The sequence below is a fragment of the Bradyrhizobium sp. SZCCT0153 genome (assembly GCF_018129995.1).
Taxonomy (GTDB): domain Bacteria; phylum Pseudomonadota; class Alphaproteobacteria; order Rhizobiales; family Xanthobacteraceae; genus Bradyrhizobium; species Bradyrhizobium japonicum_G.
In genome coordinates this window covers 71,964-89,088 of sequence record NZ_JAFCKS010000004.1, presented here as the reverse complement: position 1 = coordinate 89,088, position 17,125 = coordinate 71,964, and the positions used below count along the sequence as shown (strand labels likewise).

Annotated in this window: 23 protein-coding genes; 11 read left to right on the top strand and 12 right to left on the bottom strand. The window is 64.8% G+C overall.

Going from position 1 to position 17,125, the window contains the following annotated elements:
• Nucleotides 1-11: 11 nt before the first annotated feature.
• From JQ572_RS18880 to JQ572_RS35355, 7 genes are all read left to right on the top strand, one after another.
• Nucleotides 12-290 (top strand): hypothetical protein, encoded by a 279-nt coding sequence (locus tag JQ572_RS18880; protein WP_211384325.1) that lies wholly within the window; start codon nucleotides 12-14, stop codon nucleotides 288-290.
• A 133-nt stretch (nucleotides 291-423) separates the two neighbouring features.
• Nucleotides 424-678 (top strand): hypothetical protein, encoded by a 255-nt coding sequence (locus JQ572_RS18875; RefSeq protein WP_211384324.1) that lies wholly within the window; start codon nucleotides 424-426, stop codon nucleotides 676-678.
• A gap of 24 nt (nucleotides 679-702) precedes the next feature.
• The gene (dapA, locus tag JQ572_RS18870; RefSeq protein ID WP_211384323.1) at nucleotides 703-1,620 is read left to right on the top strand and encodes a 4-hydroxy-tetrahydrodipicolinate synthase; all 918 of its coding nucleotides are present in this window, start codon (nucleotides 703-705) and stop codon (nucleotides 1,618-1,620) included.
• Nucleotides 1,621-1,645: 25 nt separating this feature from the next.
• On the top strand, nucleotides 1,646-2,044 hold the full coding sequence (locus JQ572_RS18865; protein ID WP_256805893.1) for a hypothetical protein: 399 nt from the start codon (nucleotides 1,646-1,648) through the stop codon (nucleotides 2,042-2,044).
• Nucleotides 2,045-2,158: 114 nt separating this feature from the next.
• Entirely contained in the window at nucleotides 2,159-2,350 is a 192-nt protein-coding gene (locus JQ572_RS18860; protein ID WP_211384322.1) for a hypothetical protein, read from the top strand.
• 18 nt (nucleotides 2,351-2,368) lie between these two features.
• Entirely contained in the window at nucleotides 2,369-2,764 is a 396-nt protein-coding gene (locus JQ572_RS18855; RefSeq protein ID WP_211384321.1) for a hypothetical protein, read from the top strand.
• A 100-nt stretch (nucleotides 2,765-2,864) separates the two neighbouring features.
• Nucleotides 2,865-2,993: a hypothetical protein gene (locus JQ572_RS35355; RefSeq protein ID WP_256374891.1), complete on the top strand. Its 129-nt coding sequence runs from the start codon at nucleotides 2,865-2,867 to the stop codon at nucleotides 2,991-2,993.
• A 3-nt stretch (nucleotides 2,994-2,996) separates the two neighbouring features.
• Here JQ572_RS35355 and JQ572_RS18850 read toward each other — a convergent pair whose 3' ends face one another.
• Entirely contained in the window at nucleotides 2,997-3,578 is a 582-nt protein-coding gene (locus tag JQ572_RS18850) for a TetR/AcrR family transcriptional regulator (RefSeq protein ID WP_211384320.1), read from the bottom strand.
• A gap of 82 nt (nucleotides 3,579-3,660) precedes the next feature.
• Here JQ572_RS18850 and JQ572_RS18845 point away from each other — a divergent pair, with 82 nt between their 5' ends.
• From JQ572_RS18845 to JQ572_RS18835, 3 genes are all read left to right on the top strand, one after another.
• Nucleotides 3,661-4,401: a crotonase/enoyl-CoA hydratase family protein gene (locus tag JQ572_RS18845; protein WP_211384319.1), complete on the top strand. Its 741-nt coding sequence runs from the start codon at nucleotides 3,661-3,663 to the stop codon at nucleotides 4,399-4,401.
• Between the two features lie 69 nt (nucleotides 4,402-4,470).
• Nucleotides 4,471-5,106, top strand: a complete 636-nt coding sequence (upp, locus tag JQ572_RS18840; protein ID WP_211384318.1) for a uracil phosphoribosyltransferase — start codon at nucleotides 4,471-4,473, stop codon at nucleotides 5,104-5,106.
• A gap of 33 nt (nucleotides 5,107-5,139) precedes the next feature.
• On the top strand, nucleotides 5,140-6,726 hold the full coding sequence (locus JQ572_RS18835; RefSeq protein ID WP_211384317.1) for an AMP-binding protein: 1,587 nt from the start codon (nucleotides 5,140-5,142) through the stop codon (nucleotides 6,724-6,726).
• Nucleotides 6,727-6,733: 7 nt separating this feature from the next.
• Here the strand turns inward: JQ572_RS18835 and JQ572_RS18830 are convergent, their stop codons facing one another.
• From JQ572_RS18830 to JQ572_RS18780, 11 genes are all read right to left on the bottom strand, one after another.
• On the bottom strand, nucleotides 6,734-7,645 hold the full coding sequence (locus JQ572_RS18830) for a flagellin (RefSeq protein WP_211384316.1): 912 nt from the start codon (nucleotides 7,643-7,645) through the stop codon (nucleotides 6,734-6,736).
• A gap of 14 nt (nucleotides 7,646-7,659) precedes the next feature.
• Nucleotides 7,660-9,435, bottom strand: coding sequence for a flagellar hook-associated protein FlgK (gene flgK, locus JQ572_RS18825; RefSeq protein WP_211384315.1), 1,776 nt, complete (start codon nucleotides 9,433-9,435; stop codon nucleotides 7,660-7,662).
• A gap of 19 nt (nucleotides 9,436-9,454) precedes the next feature.
• Nucleotides 9,455-9,928 (bottom strand): flagellar protein FlgN, encoded by a 474-nt coding sequence (locus tag JQ572_RS18820; RefSeq protein ID WP_211384314.1) that lies wholly within the window; start codon nucleotides 9,926-9,928, stop codon nucleotides 9,455-9,457.
• 9 nt (nucleotides 9,929-9,937) lie between these two features.
• Complete coding sequence (locus JQ572_RS18815; RefSeq protein WP_211384313.1) at nucleotides 9,938-10,198, bottom strand: hypothetical protein; 261 nt, start codon at nucleotides 10,196-10,198, stop codon at nucleotides 9,938-9,940.
• A gap of 3 nt (nucleotides 10,199-10,201) precedes the next feature.
• Complete coding sequence (flgE, locus tag JQ572_RS18810) at nucleotides 10,202-11,467, bottom strand: flagellar hook protein FlgE (RefSeq protein WP_211384312.1); 1,266 nt, start codon at nucleotides 11,465-11,467, stop codon at nucleotides 10,202-10,204.
• Nucleotides 11,468-11,486: 19 nt separating this feature from the next.
• Nucleotides 11,487-12,155: a flagellar hook assembly protein FlgD gene (locus JQ572_RS18805; RefSeq protein ID WP_211384311.1), complete on the bottom strand. Its 669-nt coding sequence runs from the start codon at nucleotides 12,153-12,155 to the stop codon at nucleotides 11,487-11,489.
• Nucleotides 12,156-12,433: 278 nt separating this feature from the next.
• Nucleotides 12,434-12,706 (bottom strand): hypothetical protein, encoded by a 273-nt coding sequence (locus tag JQ572_RS18800; RefSeq protein WP_211384310.1) that lies wholly within the window; start codon nucleotides 12,704-12,706, stop codon nucleotides 12,434-12,436.
• A 154-nt stretch (nucleotides 12,707-12,860) separates the two neighbouring features.
• On the bottom strand, nucleotides 12,861-13,274 hold the full coding sequence (locus JQ572_RS18795; RefSeq protein ID WP_249129120.1) for a flagellar export chaperone FliS: 414 nt from the start codon (nucleotides 13,272-13,274) through the stop codon (nucleotides 12,861-12,863).
• A gap of 14 nt (nucleotides 13,275-13,288) precedes the next feature.
• Nucleotides 13,289-14,983, bottom strand: coding sequence for a flagellar filament capping protein FliD (fliD, locus tag JQ572_RS18790; protein ID WP_211384308.1), 1,695 nt, complete (start codon nucleotides 14,981-14,983; stop codon nucleotides 13,289-13,291).
• A 64-nt stretch (nucleotides 14,984-15,047) separates the two neighbouring features.
• On the bottom strand, nucleotides 15,048-15,872 hold the full coding sequence (locus tag JQ572_RS18785; RefSeq protein ID WP_092184841.1) for a flagellin: 825 nt from the start codon (nucleotides 15,870-15,872) through the stop codon (nucleotides 15,048-15,050).
• 141 nt (nucleotides 15,873-16,013) lie between these two features.
• Nucleotides 16,014-16,712 carry an RNA polymerase sigma factor gene (locus JQ572_RS18780; RefSeq protein ID WP_211384307.1) on the bottom strand — a complete coding sequence of 233 codons (699 nt, stop codon included), beginning with the start codon at nucleotides 16,710-16,712 and terminating at the stop codon, nucleotides 16,014-16,016.
• Between the two features lie 35 nt (nucleotides 16,713-16,747).
• Between JQ572_RS18780 and JQ572_RS18775 the strand changes: the two genes are divergently transcribed.
• A complete protein-coding gene (locus JQ572_RS18775; RefSeq protein WP_211384306.1) occupies nucleotides 16,748-17,041 on the top strand; it encodes a hypothetical protein in 294 nt (97 codons plus the stop codon).
• The last annotated feature ends 84 nt before the right edge of the window (nucleotides 17,042-17,125 follow it).

Below are 17,125 nucleotides of genomic sequence, written 5' to 3'. Positions count from 1 at the left end.
GGGTTCGCGCCTTGCCGCAGTCTTCGGACATATCGCGGGTCCTGAGCCCGACACGCGCGATCGCGCGCTTTGCCGTCCGCGTCGTACTCCTCGCCGCCTTTGCCGCCTTCGGCAGCATAAGCTTCGGGCGGAGCCTCGCCGCGCTGCTCTGGATGTCGATCATTCTGTGCGCCGCCGTCGCCCTCTTGCGACGCGAGCCGCTGTTCGGTGGCGCCCTCAATCATTGGGACGAGTGCGCGGCGTTCGGTGCGCTGTTCGCGCTGGTTCACGTCGTCAACGAGCTGACCTGAACGCCAGACTTTATGATCTTCCTATGAGATCACCTTCCGAACGCTCTCGAAATCATACCCACCTGAAAAGATATTGATCGAACGGTTGCGGGACATGTCCCCGCCGCCCGCATCAATCGGAAGGACTACATCCGTGAAACTCGTTGAACCTCCCTCGTGCAGCTCGCCTTCGACCATCGTCTTCATTGGCCGCAACCACGGGGGACAATGGGTCGCCCAGGAACAGAGCGGCCTCTATGGCGGCCTGTTCGTCAGCCGCGCGCAGGCGATCAAATATGCGCTGTTCGAAAACGGCCAGCACCCCGAAACCATCGTCGAGCTGCCGCGCGAGATCGAGCTCGACATGGGCAAGAGCCCCGGCAGCAACAGCGCACGCCGCGCCGCCTGAGCCGGCGCATACAGGCGAAAAGCCATGTTCACTCCACCCTCAGCCTGGTTCACCGGCTTCATCCCGGACATGCCGACCCCGTTCGATGCGGCGGACACGATCGACCTGAAGGCGTTCGCCGCGCTGTGTGAGCGGCAGGTCGCGGCCGGTGTTCCTGCACTCGTGGTGTGCGAAACCGCCGGTGAGGCACCGACGCTCTCGCCGGCCGAGCAGGAGTTCGTAATTCGCGCCGCGGTCGACGTCGCCCGCGGCCGCGTCCGGATCATCGCCGGCGCGATGTCGAATGGCACCGGCCAAGCCATCGAACTTGCGCGGCGGGCAGAGGCAGCCGGCGCCGATGCCGTCATGGCGGTGGTGCCCGCCTACAACAAGCCGATGCAGGAGGGAATGCTCGCGCACTTCCGCGCGATCGCCGGTGCGATCGGCTTGCCGGTGATCCTGCACGACGTTCCGTCCCGAACGCTGCGCCCGCTTGCCGACGAGACGCTTCTGCGTCTCCTCGAATCCCGCCAGTTCGTCGGCCTGCGCGATGGAAGCTGTGACATCACCCGCCCGATGCGGCTGTCCCGGCACCTCCCGGCCGGATTTCGCTTCCTATCCGGCGACGATCCCACCGCCTTCAGTTTCATAGCCAGCGGCGGCGACGGCGCAATCTCCGAGGTCGCCAACATCGCTCCGGATCTCTGCCGCACGATCTTCTCCCAGGTCCGGCAGGGCCGGCTGCAATCCGCCCGCTATTTACACAAGCGACTGATCCCGCTCATCGCCTGCCTCTCGAAGGAGAGCCCGGCTGCGCTCAAACATGCACTTGGCGTGCTCGGCTTGATGTCGGCACAGACGCGACTGCCGATCGTGCCGCTGGACGCGGCGGCGCAGCGGGAAATGGTGCGAGCCTTCGCCGCGATCGCCGACGAGGAACTGATCGACGGCGTCGGTGCCTGATGTTCCAGGTGCGGGCGATTTTTGCGTGAGCTCTATCCCACCGGCCGATGGGCATCACCGGTTGCTCCGTGCCTGGCAATTGGCGCTGCTGCGCTTTGCTGTGACGCGGGATGATTGCGACAGAGTGAACATCGCGGCTCTGGCCGGAGAACTCGATCGTCTCGGCCGGCGCAACACCGATGACTCCCTCCACTTCTTCCGGCGATCCAGCTCGCGGCTCTGCGTTGCGATCAATGGACAGCAAGAGGACGCCGAAGCGATTCTTGGCCATTTTTGCCAACAAATTGACGAATCACGGCTGCGGCTCGCCTTTGCCGCAGCCCTCGGGATCACGGGTTCGAGCCCTGCTCCATCCAACGTTCGCCGCAAGCGGAGCCCGGATCTGTTCAGGGGCCTGCCGACACGACAGACCGCTTCTTTATGAGATTCCTATGCAGCGAGCCCGGCGCTCATCTCGCAATCCTACGCGCCGATGGCCATCATTCGAGACTGATGGCGGCGGCTTCGACCGCCGTCAGGCTTTCGAAGGAATACCAGAATGTCGATGCTGACACATGGCGTTGAACGCCCCCTTGGCTGGGCGGAACGCCCCGCGCTGATATCGGATGCACGCAAGGCCCGGCTCAAGCGCATCGCGCTGAGTGCGCTGGCCGTGCTCTCGATGGGCAGCGTGCTCACCGCGCTGATCGCGCTGAAGACCGCGATCTATGTCTGGCACCTCCACGCCTGACGAGCATGGGAGACGATCATGACCTTGCAGATGTGTGAGGAGGCCGCCATGGCTGCGATCGCCCTCCAGGCTTCCCGCCGCCGGCCGGAGACCCGGCACGCGCAGGCGGCGACGCTTGGGCCGCTCGACCCGGATGTCGTCAGTGCCGCCATCCCCGCCTTCTTCATCGGGCGCAACGGCGCCGGCCTCTGGGTCGCGCGCGAGGCGAACGGATGCACGGGCGGCGTCTTCCTGTTCAAGAGCTCGGCGGTGGATTTCGCCAACCGGCAGAGCGGACCGGCACGATGCGCGCTGGTATTTCCCGCCGAGACCTTCGAGCTCGACGTCCAGAACCAGGGCAATCCGCTGATCGTGACAGCCGCACACGTGCTGGACGGGCTCAAGCGTCTCCTGGGGCACAAGGCTGCGAGGTAGCTGGACATGGTCGAGCTCAAGATCATCATGCTGATCGCGCTGATGGCCGCGCTCCTGTTCGGCATGCGCCTCACCGCAGCGCCCGCCTCGGACAGCTAGCATGCAGCTCCTCAAGGGCAATCTCGAGCACGCGGTCACCACGACGATCCTGACGATGACGCTGAGCCTGGTCTGGGGCGCGATCCTGACGATCGTGATCACGCTCGTCGCGCGGGGACTCGGCGTCTAGTCCTCACCGCTTCACTTCCGTCTCGATCAGGCGCGCCAGTTCCACCGCGGTGATCTCGATCGGCCGGCCGCTGCGTTCGACTCGCGCCTGGATCAACGCCCCCTGGAGCGCCGACGTGCAGAGCACGGCAAGCGCCTCCGCCCGCGGCCTGGCGAACCCGTCCGCAATCAGCTTGTCACGAAGCAGCGCGATCCGCGCCGCATAAGCCTTGCGGCCGGCATCGGACACCGCGCGCTCGCGCGGTGCAAGCTCCAGCAGCACGGTCGTAATCGGGCAGCCATTGCGAAAGCCGGAGCCCTGCATCCATCCCGCCAGCAGCCTTGCGTGGGCGCGCAGCAAATCGCCGGTCGAGCCGCATTCGGCCGCGAGTTTTGCGACGGTCGCCGCGACGCGGCGGCCGGCTTCCTCGACCGCAGCGACGGCAATCGAGGACTTTCCATCCGGAAAGTAGTGATAGAGCGACCCCTTCGGCGCACCGCTGACGTCCACGACGTCGTTCAGGCCGGTGCGGGCAAAGCCCTGGCGGCGGAACAGCGTCACCGCCGCATTGATGATGGGCTGGCGGTGTCTTGGCACGGCCGGCATGGCGTCCTCCTTCGATCATAAATTATATTGATTGGTCTACATCAGCCTCCGACAGTCAAGGCGTGACAACGAGGAGAGGCAAATGGCAAAGGGACTGACCTACGAGCTGAAGGACGGCGTCGCGCGGGTCGGGCTCGACGACGGCAAGGTCAACGTGATGTCGGCCGCCATGCTGGGCGAGATCGGAGCCGCCTTCGACCGCGCCGAGACGGAAGCGCGGATCGTGGTGCTGCGCTCGGCGCGGCCGGGCGTCTTTTCCGCGGGATTCGATCTGAAGGTGTTCGCCTCGGGCGATGCCGCCGGGAGTCTCGAGATGGTCCGGGCCGGCGCGGAGCTTGCGCTGCGGCTGATGTCGTTTCCGCATCCGACCATCGGCGTGATGGAGGGCCATGCCTTTCCGATGGGGACGTTCCTGCTGCTCGCCTGCGACGTCAGGCTGGGCGCCCGCGGGCCGCACCGCATGGGGCTGAACGAGGTCGCGATCGGCATTGCGCCGCCCAGCTTCGCCATCGAGCTCGCACGCAGCCGCCTGCATCCGGCCTGGCTCAGCCGCACCGCGACGCTGGGCGAAATGTACGAGCCTGAAGAGGCGCTGACTGCGGGCTTTCTCGATCGCGTCGTTTCGCCGGAAGCCATCGACAACGCCCTCGAGGAGATCATCGCGGCATTGCGCGCGATCCACATGCCGTCGCATGCGACCGCGAAGAAGCGCCTGCGCCAGCCGGCCATCGACGCCATGCGAACGGCGATCGAGCGTGAATTGACCATGGCTGCCTACGAGGCAAGCAGCCGTGCCCGCAAGGAGGTCGCGATGCCGGCTTGAGGCCACGTATCCGGCGGAAAACACCCGGCCGATCTGGCGCAATTTCACGGAACCGTGTAGATCGGTTTCATGAGCACAAGCAGCGTCAACGTCGTCGCCCATCCCCTGGTCCAGCACAAGCTCTCCCTGATGCGGGAGAAGGACCGCTCGACCAAGAGCTTTCGCGAGATCCTGAACGAGATCGGGATGCTGCTCGGCTACGAGGTGACGCGCGACCTGCCGCTGGAGCTGGTCGAGATCGAGACGCCGATCGCGCCGATGCAGGCGCCGAAGATCGCCGGCAAAAAGCTCACGCTGGCGCCGATCCTCCGTGCGGGCGTCGGCTTCCTCGATGGCATGCTGGCACTGATGCCCTCGGCGCGCATCGCCCACATCGGGCTTTACCGCGATCCTGAAACATTGCAGGCCGTGGAATATTACTTCAAGGCGCCGCAGGACCTGTCCGACCGCACCGTGATCCTGATGGACCCGATGCTGGCGACCGGCAACTCGGCCTGCGCCGGCGCCTCCCTGCTCAAGGCGCGCGGCGCCCGCGATATCCGCTTCGTGTGCCTTCTAGCCGCCCCCGAGGGCATCGCGCAGTTTCAGAGCGAGCATCCCGACGTGCCGATCTGGACCGCCGCGATCGACGAGCGGCTCAACGACCACGGCTACATCGTGCCGGGCCTCGGCGACGCCGGCGACCGGATGTTCGGCACAAAGTAGACAGGATTGCGCGATCGGGTTAGTTCGGTTGGCATGAGCGCCAATGAACTTTCGCTGCAATGGCTGATCCGGAGCGAAGCCGCGGCCGGCCCTGCCTTCGTGTTCGACGGCACGCCCGTCTCGCGCGCGGAGCTTTCAGAGAAGGTCGAACAGGCTGCCGCCTGGCTTGCCGCGCAAGGCGTCGGCAAGGGCGACGTGATCGCGATCTGGCTGGTCAACCGGATCGAATGGGTCGCGCTGCTGTTCGCTGCCGCCCGCCTTGGCGCGGTCGTTACTGCCGTCAATACCCGCTACCGCAGCGCGGAGGTCGCCCATCTGCTCAAGGTTTCCGGCGCCAGGCTCATGGTGGTTGAAGCCGCGTTCCGCTCGATCGACTTCGCCGCCATCCTCGCCGACGTCGCCAGGGACGAGGTCCCCGCATTGCGGGAACTCGCCGTGGTCGGCGCGGACAGGATTCCCGCACAATGGCCCTGTGTACGCTTCGACGCCTTCGACAAGCCTTATCCGCCGGCCCCACCGCCGCAGAACGACGTCGACCTGCCGGTTCTGCTGTACACGACATCGGGCACGACCAGGGGACCAAAGCTCGTTGCGCATTCGCAGCGGACGTTGGCCACCCACGCCGCCTCCGTCGCCAAAGCGCTGAAACTCTTGCCGCAGCGTCACTCGCTGCTGGCCATGCTGCCATTCTGCGGCACCTTCGGCATGACCAGCCTGCTCGGCTTCATTGCCGCGGGCGCGACCGTTCATGTGCTCGAGGCTTTCGAAGCAGCGCCAGCGCTCAAGATTCTCGGCGAGTGCAGGATCACGCATTCCTTCGGCTCCGACGAGATGCTTCGCCGCATCCTCGCACTCGCCGATGCGCCGCGGCCGTTCCCGCATCTCGAAGTCTGCGGCTTCGCTGCATTCCAGCCAGGCTGGCGCGAGCTTGCCACAGACGCCGAGGCGCGCGGCGTGCAGCTGTTCGGCCTCTACGGTTCGAGCGAGGTGCAGGCGCTGTTCTCGATCGCCCGGCCTGGCGATGCCTTTGCCGACCGCATCGAGGGCGGCGGCTGGCCGATGTCACCCGACGCGATGGTGCGCGTGCGCGACACCGAGAGCGGCGAGCTCGCGGCCGAAGGCGTCTCCGGCGAGATCGAGATCCGCGCGCCTTCGCGCTTCCTCGGCTACTTCAACAACCCGGACGCAACGCGCGATGCGATCACGGCGGACGGCTTCTTCCGCACCGGCGACATTGGCCGGCTGCGCGGCGACGGCTCGTTCGTCTACGAGACCCGTGCAGGAGACGCGATGCGACTCGGCGGCTTTCTCGTCGCCCCCGGCGAGATCGAGGACGAGCTCAAATCGTGCGCTGGCGTGGCCGACGCCCAGGTGGTCGCGGTCGATCTGAAGGGAAACGCCCGCTGCGTCGCCTTCGTGATCCCGGCCCAGGAACCGCACCAGGAGCCGCCGCAACAGGAGAAGCTGGTCGCGCGCCTGCGCGAGCGGCTCGCCGGCTACAAGGTGCCGGCGCGGATCTATGTCGTGGAGACCTTCCCCGTCACCGACAGCGCCAACGGCGTCAAGATCCAGCGCGCCCGGCTTCGTGCCATGGCGATGGAGCGCATCGCGGCCGAATGAGCCTGTCCTACTTCAGATAGCTCGCAAGATTCAGACTCAGGATCTTGCCAAGCGCCGAATAGGACGCGGTAAGTTGCGACTCGTAGGTAGAGAGCTGCGCCGTAATGGCGGCGACGTCAACGCTGGTGAGGTCGCTCGACAACGTCTCGGCATAGCTCTTGTAGTCGCTCTGGCGGGCGCTCGCCGTCTCGATCGAGGACGCCGCGCTGGAAAGCTTCGCCTGCACGGCCGCCGTGTCGTCGAGCGCCGTGCTGGCAAGATCGAGCGCGCTGGAGATGTCCGCGGACGACAGCGAGGTGCTGTTGGCGACGAATTTCAGCACACGCATCACCTCCTCGAACGCCGAATTGTCGGCGGTTACGCCATAGGAGACGGTTTCACCGGCGCCGACACGCACCGAGGCGATTTCGTCGTCGCCCCCGTAGTAGCTGCTGTCCGCCGTGGCGAGAGAGCCCGTCCCCGACAAAAAGCCCGTGAGATCGACCGGGGCCGTGTCCGTCTTGCCGCCGGAAAAGACATACTGGCCGTCATACTGCGTGTTCATGATCGACCCCATCTCCTCCAGCATCTGCTGGGCGGAGCTGATCACCGAGGTCGCTTCGGTCGTGCTGCCGGTCGAGGCGGCGCTGAGCTGGGAGCGAAGTTGCGTGATGATGTCGGTCATCGAGCCGACCGCCGAATACATCACCTGCACCTTGCTGTCGGCGAGCGTCGCGGCATCGATATAGGACTGCGCACGCGTCACCGAGACTTGGAGGTTGACGACGTGCTGGGCGTCCGAACCGTAACCGCCGATATCGCTCGAGACGATGCCGGACGATTCCTGGACCTGTTTCTCGGCCATGACCGCCTGCACGCGCAGCGCGTCGGAAATCATCTTGCTCGACTGCGCGAAGGTCGCGACCCGCATCGCCACCATGCCCAGGGTGCCTCCTATGTCGACTGCACGGCGGAGAGCAGCGCCGAGTACATGGAGTTGATGGCTTGGATCAGCGCGGAGGCTGCCGAGTATTTGTTCTGGAGCGTGCTGAGTTTCGCCGATTCCTCGTCCAGGTTGACGCCCGACTGCGACGACAGGGAGTTCGCATAGGTCGACTGCGCAGTCTCCTTGGCGGTGTAGTTGGTGGAGGCCTGCGACGACTTGCTCGCGACATCGGACACGACCGCCGAGGCGTAATCGGCGAGTGAGCCGGTAGTGGCGGCGAGCCCGCCGGTGGAGGAAAATGTCCGCGACTCCGTCAAAGCATCGTAGAAGGCATTGACGACCGTGGCAGACCCCGACGACAGCACCGTGCTGCCGGCCGTCAGGCTCGACGAGGAGTCCAGTGTCGCGAGCTGAAGCTCGTTGGTTCCGGACAGGATCTTGCTGTTGACCGCGATATCCGACGCGCTCGTTCCCGTCACCAAATCGTTGAGACCGAAATACTCCGAAAACCCTTCGCCGGAGCTTCCCACCGAGCTCGTCATCTCATTGATGGCGACGCCATTGCCGGAGCCGGTCGCCGTGATCGAAAGATGGCCGTCCGAATCGACCGATGCGGAGAGCCCGGAGATACCGTTGATCGCGGTGACGAGATCGCCGACCGTGGAATAGGACGAGAGGTCGAGATCACCGTAAGAGACCAGATTGCCGCTCTGGTCGGTGGCGGCGATGCGCACCGTGCCGGTGGCGGAGAGCGCCGTGCTGCTGGTGACGGCAGTCGTACCGGTCAGGCTGGTTGGTGCCGGCACCGAAGAAGCGCCGTTCGAGACGCTGTTCATGGCCGAGGCGAGTTGCTGTGCGAGCTGGTCGAGCTGGGACTGCGCCTCCGACAGGGTCTTGTCGCGAAGCGTGACGAGTGCGCCGATGTCGCCGCCTGATATCTGGGAAGTGATATCGACGCCGTTCACCGTGATCGCGCTGAAGCCGCTCGACGATGAGCCGGCGGTGTAAGTCGTCGACGCCGTCACCTTGGCCGCGGCGGTATAGCTGATCGTGTGCGCGGAACTGTCGACCAGCGCCTGCCCGGACGTGGTATAGACCTGCAGATCGCCGTTCGACGCCGTGAAATAGCTGATGTTCATCTTGGAGGCGACGTCCTGGAGCGCGGTGTTGCGCTGGTCCTCCAGGTCCGCGGTCGATTGGCCGGCCGCCGCCGTCTGCTTGATCGCGGCGTTGAGATCCGCGATCTGCTCCAGATCCGCATTGACGTCGTCGATCGAGGACGAGATGTCCTGGTCGGCGTCGCCGCGGAGCTTCTGGATGCCGCTCGACGTCTCCCGCAACTGGCTCGCGACGTCATCGAGGGCGCTGACGACATTGGATTGCAGCGAGGCGCTGCTCGGCGTGTTCGCCAGCGACGCCAACGCCGATTCCAGCGTGGCGATGCTGTTTGCGAGCGAGGTTCCCGTGGAGCTCCCATCGGTGCTGCTGGTCGAACCGTAGAGCTTTTCGAGCGAGGTCAGATAGGTGTTGGTGGTATCGGCCGATCCGAGGTCGGAAGTCGCCGCGACCAGCGACTTCAGCAGCAGCTTGTCGACGGTCGAGGTGATGCCGGTCACGGTGACGCCAGTGCCGACGCCGTTTGTGACGCTGCTCGACTGGCTGGCGGTCTTCTCGGTATAGCCCGTCGTGTCGGCGTTCGAGATGTTCGACGACGTCACGCTGATCTGCACCGACGTGGCCGATAGTCCGCTGAAGGCGATCGATCGTGCGATATTGAGTGACACGGCGGGGCCCCTCGAATCGTCAGGCGCTGCGGCTGGTGCCGCTGGAGACGGAGCGCGCGGCGACCCGGCCGGAAGCGCCATAGGGCGACACCGCCGCGATCTGCTCGCGGATCGCCTGCATGACGGCCTCGATCCGGCGGTTGCTGGCCTCGATCGCCGCGCGCAGGCGCACCAGGTTCTCGTCCATCGCCGCGCGCAGCTTCAGTATCCGCTCCATGAGCTGCTCACGCAGGATCCGGTCCGGTACGTTCAGGCTGGTCGTGCCCGCCGCGCACTCGGCAACCGTCCGTTCGAACATCTCCGCCAGGAGGTTCTTCTCGTCGACCTGCTTCAGGCGCGAGGCCGGCAGGCCCTTGGCAAGCTCCGCATTCTCCTCGGCGACCAGCGCGGTCAGCGTGTCGATCAGCGCGATCAGCGACTTGATCCGCGTGTCGCCGTTTGCGGCGCTCGTCCTCGTGGCGTGGCTCTTGGCTTGGGCTACAGTCATGGTCATCGCCTTCTTCTAGTTATTCCGTTTGCCGCGGCTGGCCTGCGCGTTGCGCAGGTAAGCGGCGATCGCAGTCGTCCTGACGGCTGCCTGCCTCATCTGGCCCTCGACCTCCGCGCATTCCCGCAACAGGCCGCGGCGCGCCGTCTCGAGGTCGTCGATCAGTGCGAGCAATTGCCTGCGCTCGCCGCCCTTGGCGGTCGCGGCCCGCGCCACCAGTCGTTGCAGCCGACGCAGCAGCGCCTCGCCGACAGTCCCGGATTCCTCACTGCGCACCACTCACCTCATCGCCGAGATCAGGGTGTCGTACATCTTGTTGACGGTCGAAATGACCTGGGACGCCGCCGAATAGGCCTGCTGCGCCGAGATCATGCTCGAGAACTGGCTGGAGGTATCGGTGGTCGAGGATTCGAGCTCGCTGCCGTAGATCGTGCCCGCGCCGTTCTCGCCGGACGCCTGCAGCGCGGCGTTGCCCGACGTCACGGTCGCCGAATAGATCCCGTCGCTGGAGGCGGCGAGCCCGTTGGGATCGGCGAAGGTCGCGACCGCGATCTTGTAGATTGCGATGGTCTGACCGTTCGAATAGGTCGCATCGACCACGCCGTCGTCGCCGATCGAGATGCTGGACAGCTTGCCGTAGGACAGGCCGTCCGAGTCGATGCTGGTGACGTTGACCGACGGCGTGGTTTCGCCGGACGCGTATTGCGTCAGACCGTCGGTCTTGCCGGCGGTGCCGAGATCCATGGTGATCGTACTGTCGGCCGCGCCGTCGGTCCAGCCCGTGATCGAGACGGTCGCCGGGTCAGGGCTGGTGCTGGCCAGCGAGCCGTCGCTGTTGAAGGTGATGTCGATCGTGCCGGAAGCGGTCCCCGTCGCGGTGGTGGTGTCAGAAGCCGAGGTCGGGTTGGCGAAGCTCGCGCTCCAGGTGTTGGTGCCGGTCTTGGACCAGGTGATCTGCATCGAATTCGCGGCGCCAAGCGAATCGTAGACCGTCATCGAGCTGGTATAGGTCTCGCCCGTCGCGGCGTCCGACGGCAAATTGGCGGCGATCGTGGTCTTGGTGGTGGCGCTGCCGCTGGTCGAGGCGACCTGGGTGTTGATGGCTTCGAGATTGCTCGCCGATTCGTTGCCGACGACATTGCCGTCCGCGTCGGTGCGCCAGCCCTCGAGGTAATAGCCGTTGTTCTGGAGATAGCCGGCATTGTCGGTGGTGAAGGCACCGTTGCGGGTGTAGGCGACGGTGCCGCCCGACTTGGCGTCGGTGACAACGAAGAAGCCCGAGCCCTGGATCGCGACGTCGGTGGCGTTGGAGGTCGCGGCCAGCAGGCCCTGCTGGGTGATGTTGGCGCGGCCCGAGACGGTGACGCCGCCCGAGGCATACGAGGTGGTGTTGCTCGACGCCGTCACGAGCGCGTCGAACATCCCGGACGTCGTCTTGTAGGCGGTCGTGTCGGAATTGGCGATGTTGTCGCTGATCATCGACAGGGACTGGCTCTGCGCGCTGAGCGCCGAGATCGCCGAGGATAATGCGCCGCTGAGACTCATGATAGAACTCCGGAAGAAATCAGGATGTGACGCCGATGATGTTGGCCGCGCTGACGGAAATGCCGTTCACGGTAAGCGAGGGTGTCGAGGTCGAGGTGTCGATGCCGGTCACCGTGCCGGTGACGGTCGTGTAATTGAGCACCGAATTTCCGGAGGAATTCGTCGCGGTCACCGCGATCGTGTACTGGCCGCCGTCGGAAAGCTGGTTGCCGCTGGAGTCCTTGCCGTCCCAGGTGAAGCTGTTCGAGCCGGAATTGCCGGTCCCCGTGCCGGTGTAGACGACGTTGCCGGAGGAGTCCGAGATGCTGATCGACACGTTCGAGGCGGCAGAGGACAGCGAGTAGCCGAACGTCGCCGAGCCGTTGCTCAAGGTCGAGGTGTCCGTCTTTGCCTCGACGGTATGGCCGATGTAGTTCACCGAATTCAGCGTCACGAGGCTGGAGAACGAGCTCGCGAGCGAATTGAGGTTGGAGTTGATCGACTGCTGGGAGGTGAAATTCGCGTAGGAGGTGAGCTGATTGACGAGGTCGGTGGTCGAGGTCGCATCCAGCGGATTCTGGTTCTGGAGCTCGCTGACGAGCAGGCTCAGGAAATCGCTGGAGGTCAGCGTCGAATTGGACGACGTGCTCGACGACGACGATGTCGTCGTGGTGGCGGTCGACGCAGAACTCGTTGCGGAAACGGTCATCAGAAACTCCGGCCTTCCCGCGCCGCCGGCGACGAGACGTCGGTCGGCGGCGCTTGAAATCTGTGTGCTGATGAAACGGGTGGGCGCGCGGATTCAGGCGGGGATTCACGCGCGCAAAAACGGCTTTCGACACGGCAAAATCTGCCGTGCGGGCCTCACGCGCGGCAAAGCAATCGCATCCGAGAGGAGTGTTCGGGGTGCCGACGCTTCCACTGCGTCATGGCCGGGCTTGGCGGCAACCGCAACGAATTGAAGAACACGCTTTCGGAAGGAGCCCTTCAGCTCTCCGTTGTCTCGCCTTCGGTGCGCGGCTCGGCAGTGTCGCCTTTCATTTTCGCAGCGGCGGCGACGATGCGGTCGGCGAGGCCTTTGGGCGCACGCACCGGAGGGGCTGCAAGCGCGCTGCGAACCGCGCGGGCCTCCTCGAGCAGGGCTTGCGCAGCCGACGAGTGCGCCAGCAGCTCTTCGGCGGGCAAACGCCGATCATCGGGCCAAAGCGAGAGATCCTCGCCCAGCCGGTCGATCAGTTCTTCAAACTCGGTGACGTCCATCGCCCGCCGGTCCCGCCTCGGTCAGGCCGTCATAAAGCATTGCGGGCGATGCGGAAACCGGATTTCAGCGGCTCCGGCCGCCAAAATCGCCGGCAAATGGGGACAAAACAACGGCCCCCAACGCCCCTCCCCCATCGCGGAGGAACAGGCCGCTTCAGCCCGCGCGGGCCGAATCGACCGGCCCGGCCTTGCTGCTCCGCAACGTGGCATCGACCGATTCCCAGGCCTCCCGCAGCTCGGTCAGCCCGGCGATGATCCGCCGAAAACTCTCGCGGGCATGCGGCCGGCCGTAAGCCTTGAGGCTCGCCAGGATCAAAACGTTGTAGGTCTGGAACATCTGTTCCGCCACCGCCCCGCCCTTCGTGAAATCGAGATTGTGGCTCAGCCCGCGCAGGATCGCGGTCGCCTTCATCAGGTGCTCGTGCCCTTCCTCGAAGCGCCGTCCCTCCTGCGCGTTCAGCGACTTCTGGAGCAAGGTGATCGTGCCGCCAAGCAGCATCGAGACCGCCTTGAGCGGCGGCACGCTCGTTGCCGTTCCCCGATAGGCCTGGTTGGCCATGTACGCCATTGCATTATTCATCTTCAATTACTCGAGCTGGAATTGAGCAGGGCCTTGAGATAATCGAGCGTGCTGTTGGCGCTCTCGATCGCCGCCTGGTATTTCGCGTATTGCGTCTCGAGCTGCGACTGCAGCGCCGACGCCGCGCTGTTGATGTCGTCGACCTTCTGCTGGAGATCATCATCGCGGGTCGTCAGGCTGGTAATCTGCGTTTGCAGCGCGCCGGTCGACGACGAGTAGTCCTTCGCGATCTGATAGAGCTGCGTTGCAATGCCCAAGGTCGACGTCACCGTGATCGACTGCGAGGTCGAGCCGCTATAGGTGAAGGCCATGCCGGCGTAGATCGAGCCGGAAGCGCCGATGATCGTGGTGCCGCTGATCGTGAACAGCGATGTGTCGCCGCCGACCGACGCCGAGGTGAGGTTGCCGTCGGAATCGACTGCCAGATCCAGAGTGAAGGATTGCGGCGACGTTCCGGTATTGACGACGCTGAGCTGGCTCGACGACGTCGTGGTCTGCGCCGACAACAGCTTGGTGACGCCGCTCAGATTCGTGCTCAGGATATCCGACAGCGTGCTGGTATCCAGCTCGAGTTCATTGCTCTCGTTGAAGGACAGGCCGAGATCGGCCATGGTCATGCCGCCCACGGTCGTGTTCAGGGCATTCTGGAGCGCGTCCATGATGTTGCGCATGGTGCCGTCGCCGAACAGCACTGCGCTCGAATCCGCGGTGCCGTCGGTTGCGGTCGCCTGCTGGGCGACCACCTCGTCGCGAAAGGCGTTGTAGTTGGTGACGAACGTCTCCAGCGTCGATTCGATCTGGCTGGTGTCGGTCTCGATGCTGATGTTCAGCGTCGCTCCGTCCGGCGTCTCCTGGAGCAGGCTGAAGGTGACGCCGCTCAGGACGTCCGAGATATCGTTGGTGTCGCGCGTCATCGCGATGCCGTCGAGCGTGAACTCGGCGGCCTGCGCCTCCTGGAGCACGTCGGTGAAGCTCCCCGAACTGTCGGTCACGCCGAGCTCGTTCAGGATATCGTCGCCGGACGTGCTGGAATAGGTGATGTCGGCGGCATCCTCCGTGCCCGTCAGCACCATCTGGAACGAAGTGCTGGAGACCTGCACGATCGAGGCCTGGACGTTGGTCGTCGAGGTCTGGGCATTGATGGCATCGACGACGTCCTGAAGCGACATCGTGCTGGTGACACTGATGTCGGCGGTGCTGCCGCCCTCCAGGCCGATTGAGAACGTGCCGGAGTATCCGAGTTCGTCGGTCTGGCTCGATTGCGAGGTGCCGGAAACCTTTTGAGCGGCGGCCAGCTGACTGATCGTCAGCGTGTGGTCGCCGATCGCGGCCCCGCTCTTCAGCGTCATGGAGAGCGCCGACGAGGCGCTCACGTCGCCGGTGGAACTTATGCTCGCCGCGCGCGTCGCAAATGCGCTGGTGGACAGCGAGTTGACCACCGCGGTCGAAAGCGACGCCAGCCCTGAATACAGCGTCTTCAGATCGCTCTGGAGCGTCTGATAGGCCGAGATCTTGGCCTCATTGTTCGTAATCGTGGTCGAGATCGTGTCCGCCTGCGCGGTCTTCGCGTCGACGGCCGATTGGATCAGCGCCGTCCAGTCGATGCTGCTCGAATTGGTGGTTCCGCTCGTCGTGACCGATACGCCCGACGAGCTCGTCGTACTTGTGCTGCTGGTGCTCGAACTGACGCTGGTCACTTTGCTCGTCCGTCCCTGACAGAGAGGGCCGGGCCGGCATCATGCCGGCCCGGTCGGTTGGTCATCAGCCCAGCAGCTTGAGGAGGTACTGCGGCATCTGATTGGCGGCGGCCAGCGCCGACACGGCAGCCTGGGTCTTCACCTCGGCCGAAGACAGCTTGGACTGCTCGGCCGCGATATCCACGTCCTTGATCGCGGAGTTTGCCGACTGGAGATTCTGCGTCTGGGTCGAGATCGAATCCGACGAGAAGTTGAACCGCGATTCCTGGGCGCCGATCGAGGCGCGCGCGGCGGAGACCGTGTCGATCGCGGTATCGAGGGCGTCGAGCGCCGACGTCGCGCCGGACTGGGTGCTGACGTCGAGCGAGGTGACGGCGAGCGAGGACGCCGTGAGGCTGGTCAGCGTGATGGTGATGGTGTCGGAGCCGTCCGAGCCGACCAGCACGGACACGCCGGACGAGAACACGCTGGATCCGTCGAGCAGGCTCTGGCTGGAGTAGCGGGTGCCGGTCGCGATCGAGTCGATTTCCGAGTTGAGCTGCGAGAATTCCGATTGGATATAGGCGCGGCTGGAGTCGGTCGTGGTGCCCGAAGCGGACTCGGAGGCCAGCGACTTCATGCGCGCGAGAATGTCGGAGATGTTCGAGGCGCCGCCGTCGGCGGTCTGGAGGATCGCGGTGGCCTGCGAGGCGTTGGTCGCGGCCTGCTGGAGCGTGGTGACGTCCGAGGAGATACGCGTGGAAATCGCAAGGCCCGCGGCGTCGTCGGATGCCGAGGTGATGCGCGAGCCGCTCGACAGCTTCGAGAGCGAGCTGCTTTCCTGCGCGGAGTTGATGTTGAGATAGCGGACCGCTGCGTTGGCGGCGCTATTGGTATTGATTGCGGGCATTGGAAGCTCCTGTGCTGATGGGCATGGCGTGCCGCATCGTTGAAGACGATTGACGACGCAGACCGCAGCCCCGTCCGTTCGCTCAAACGGCGGAGCGCAAGCAGATCAGGCGCGTAAATTTTCGCGAAGTGATTTTTGTGGTTAGCAGTCGGTAAACGCGGTGCGGATGTCGCGCTCGTGCTTGCGCAGCAGCTGGCGCAGCTGCTGGCGGCCACGCTTGAGCAGCGATTCCACCGCGGCCACCGTCGTGTCCATCACCTGGGCGATCTCGCCGTTGCTCATGCTTTCGTGGTACGACAGGATCACCGCGATGCGCTGCTGCTCGGGCAGGCGCTGCATCGCGAGCTCCAGCATGCCGTTGAGCTCGTTGCGCTCGATGATCTCGACGGCGCCGGGCTGTCCGTCGGCGACTTCCGGCACCGTCTCGACATTCTCGTTGCGCGGCTTGCGGCGCAGGTCGATGCAGCGGTTGGAGATGACGCGGTAGAGCCAGGTCGAGAATCTGGCGCGGCCGTGCTGCCAGCGTCCGCGATGGCTCCAGATCTTGAGCATGGTGTCCTGGACCACATCCTCGGCATCCGCCGCGTTGCCGACGATGCGAAGCGCGATCGCATAGGCGCGATCGATGTGGCGTTCGACCAGCGCACGGAACGCGGCTTCGTCGCCGGCCGCGAGCATGTCTAGGAGTTCGCTGTCCTCGTCATAGACGACATCGGCGGTGACAGGTGCACTGTCCGGCGCGAGCGGCACCGACGGCGTCACCGGCACGATCGCATCGACCGGCGCCGTCGTCGCGATCCCGGCCTCGGCGGGAGCCCAGACATCAGCAGCGTAACTCATCCCGCAACCTCCAACCCGCAATGCCGGGGGCGCACATGCCACACGGCTTCCAGGCGTTGAACGCGGAGCCAAAACAATCCAGGCGGAGATTTTTTGTTATTTTTCAAGATGTTATCCGGTATCTTTTGCCGAGCATCGGGCAAGAATTGCCGACTGCGCGTGACCATCGCGCGTCCAGCCTGCAATCATCACATCGTCTCGCGCCATGGCGGATCGTCCATCCTGAACAGATGCACTCGGGAGAAAACGCTGACATTACGCGGCACTGGATGATCGAACGCGACACGCGCGTACTGCAAGCAGACGCGATTGTTTCCGAGTGTGAATGAACGCGAGACGACTTCTGCACTCGGCAATTTTTTCCGAATCACCTTTTCGAACCTAGCGCTTTTTTTGAATCTGTCAGTCGCGAC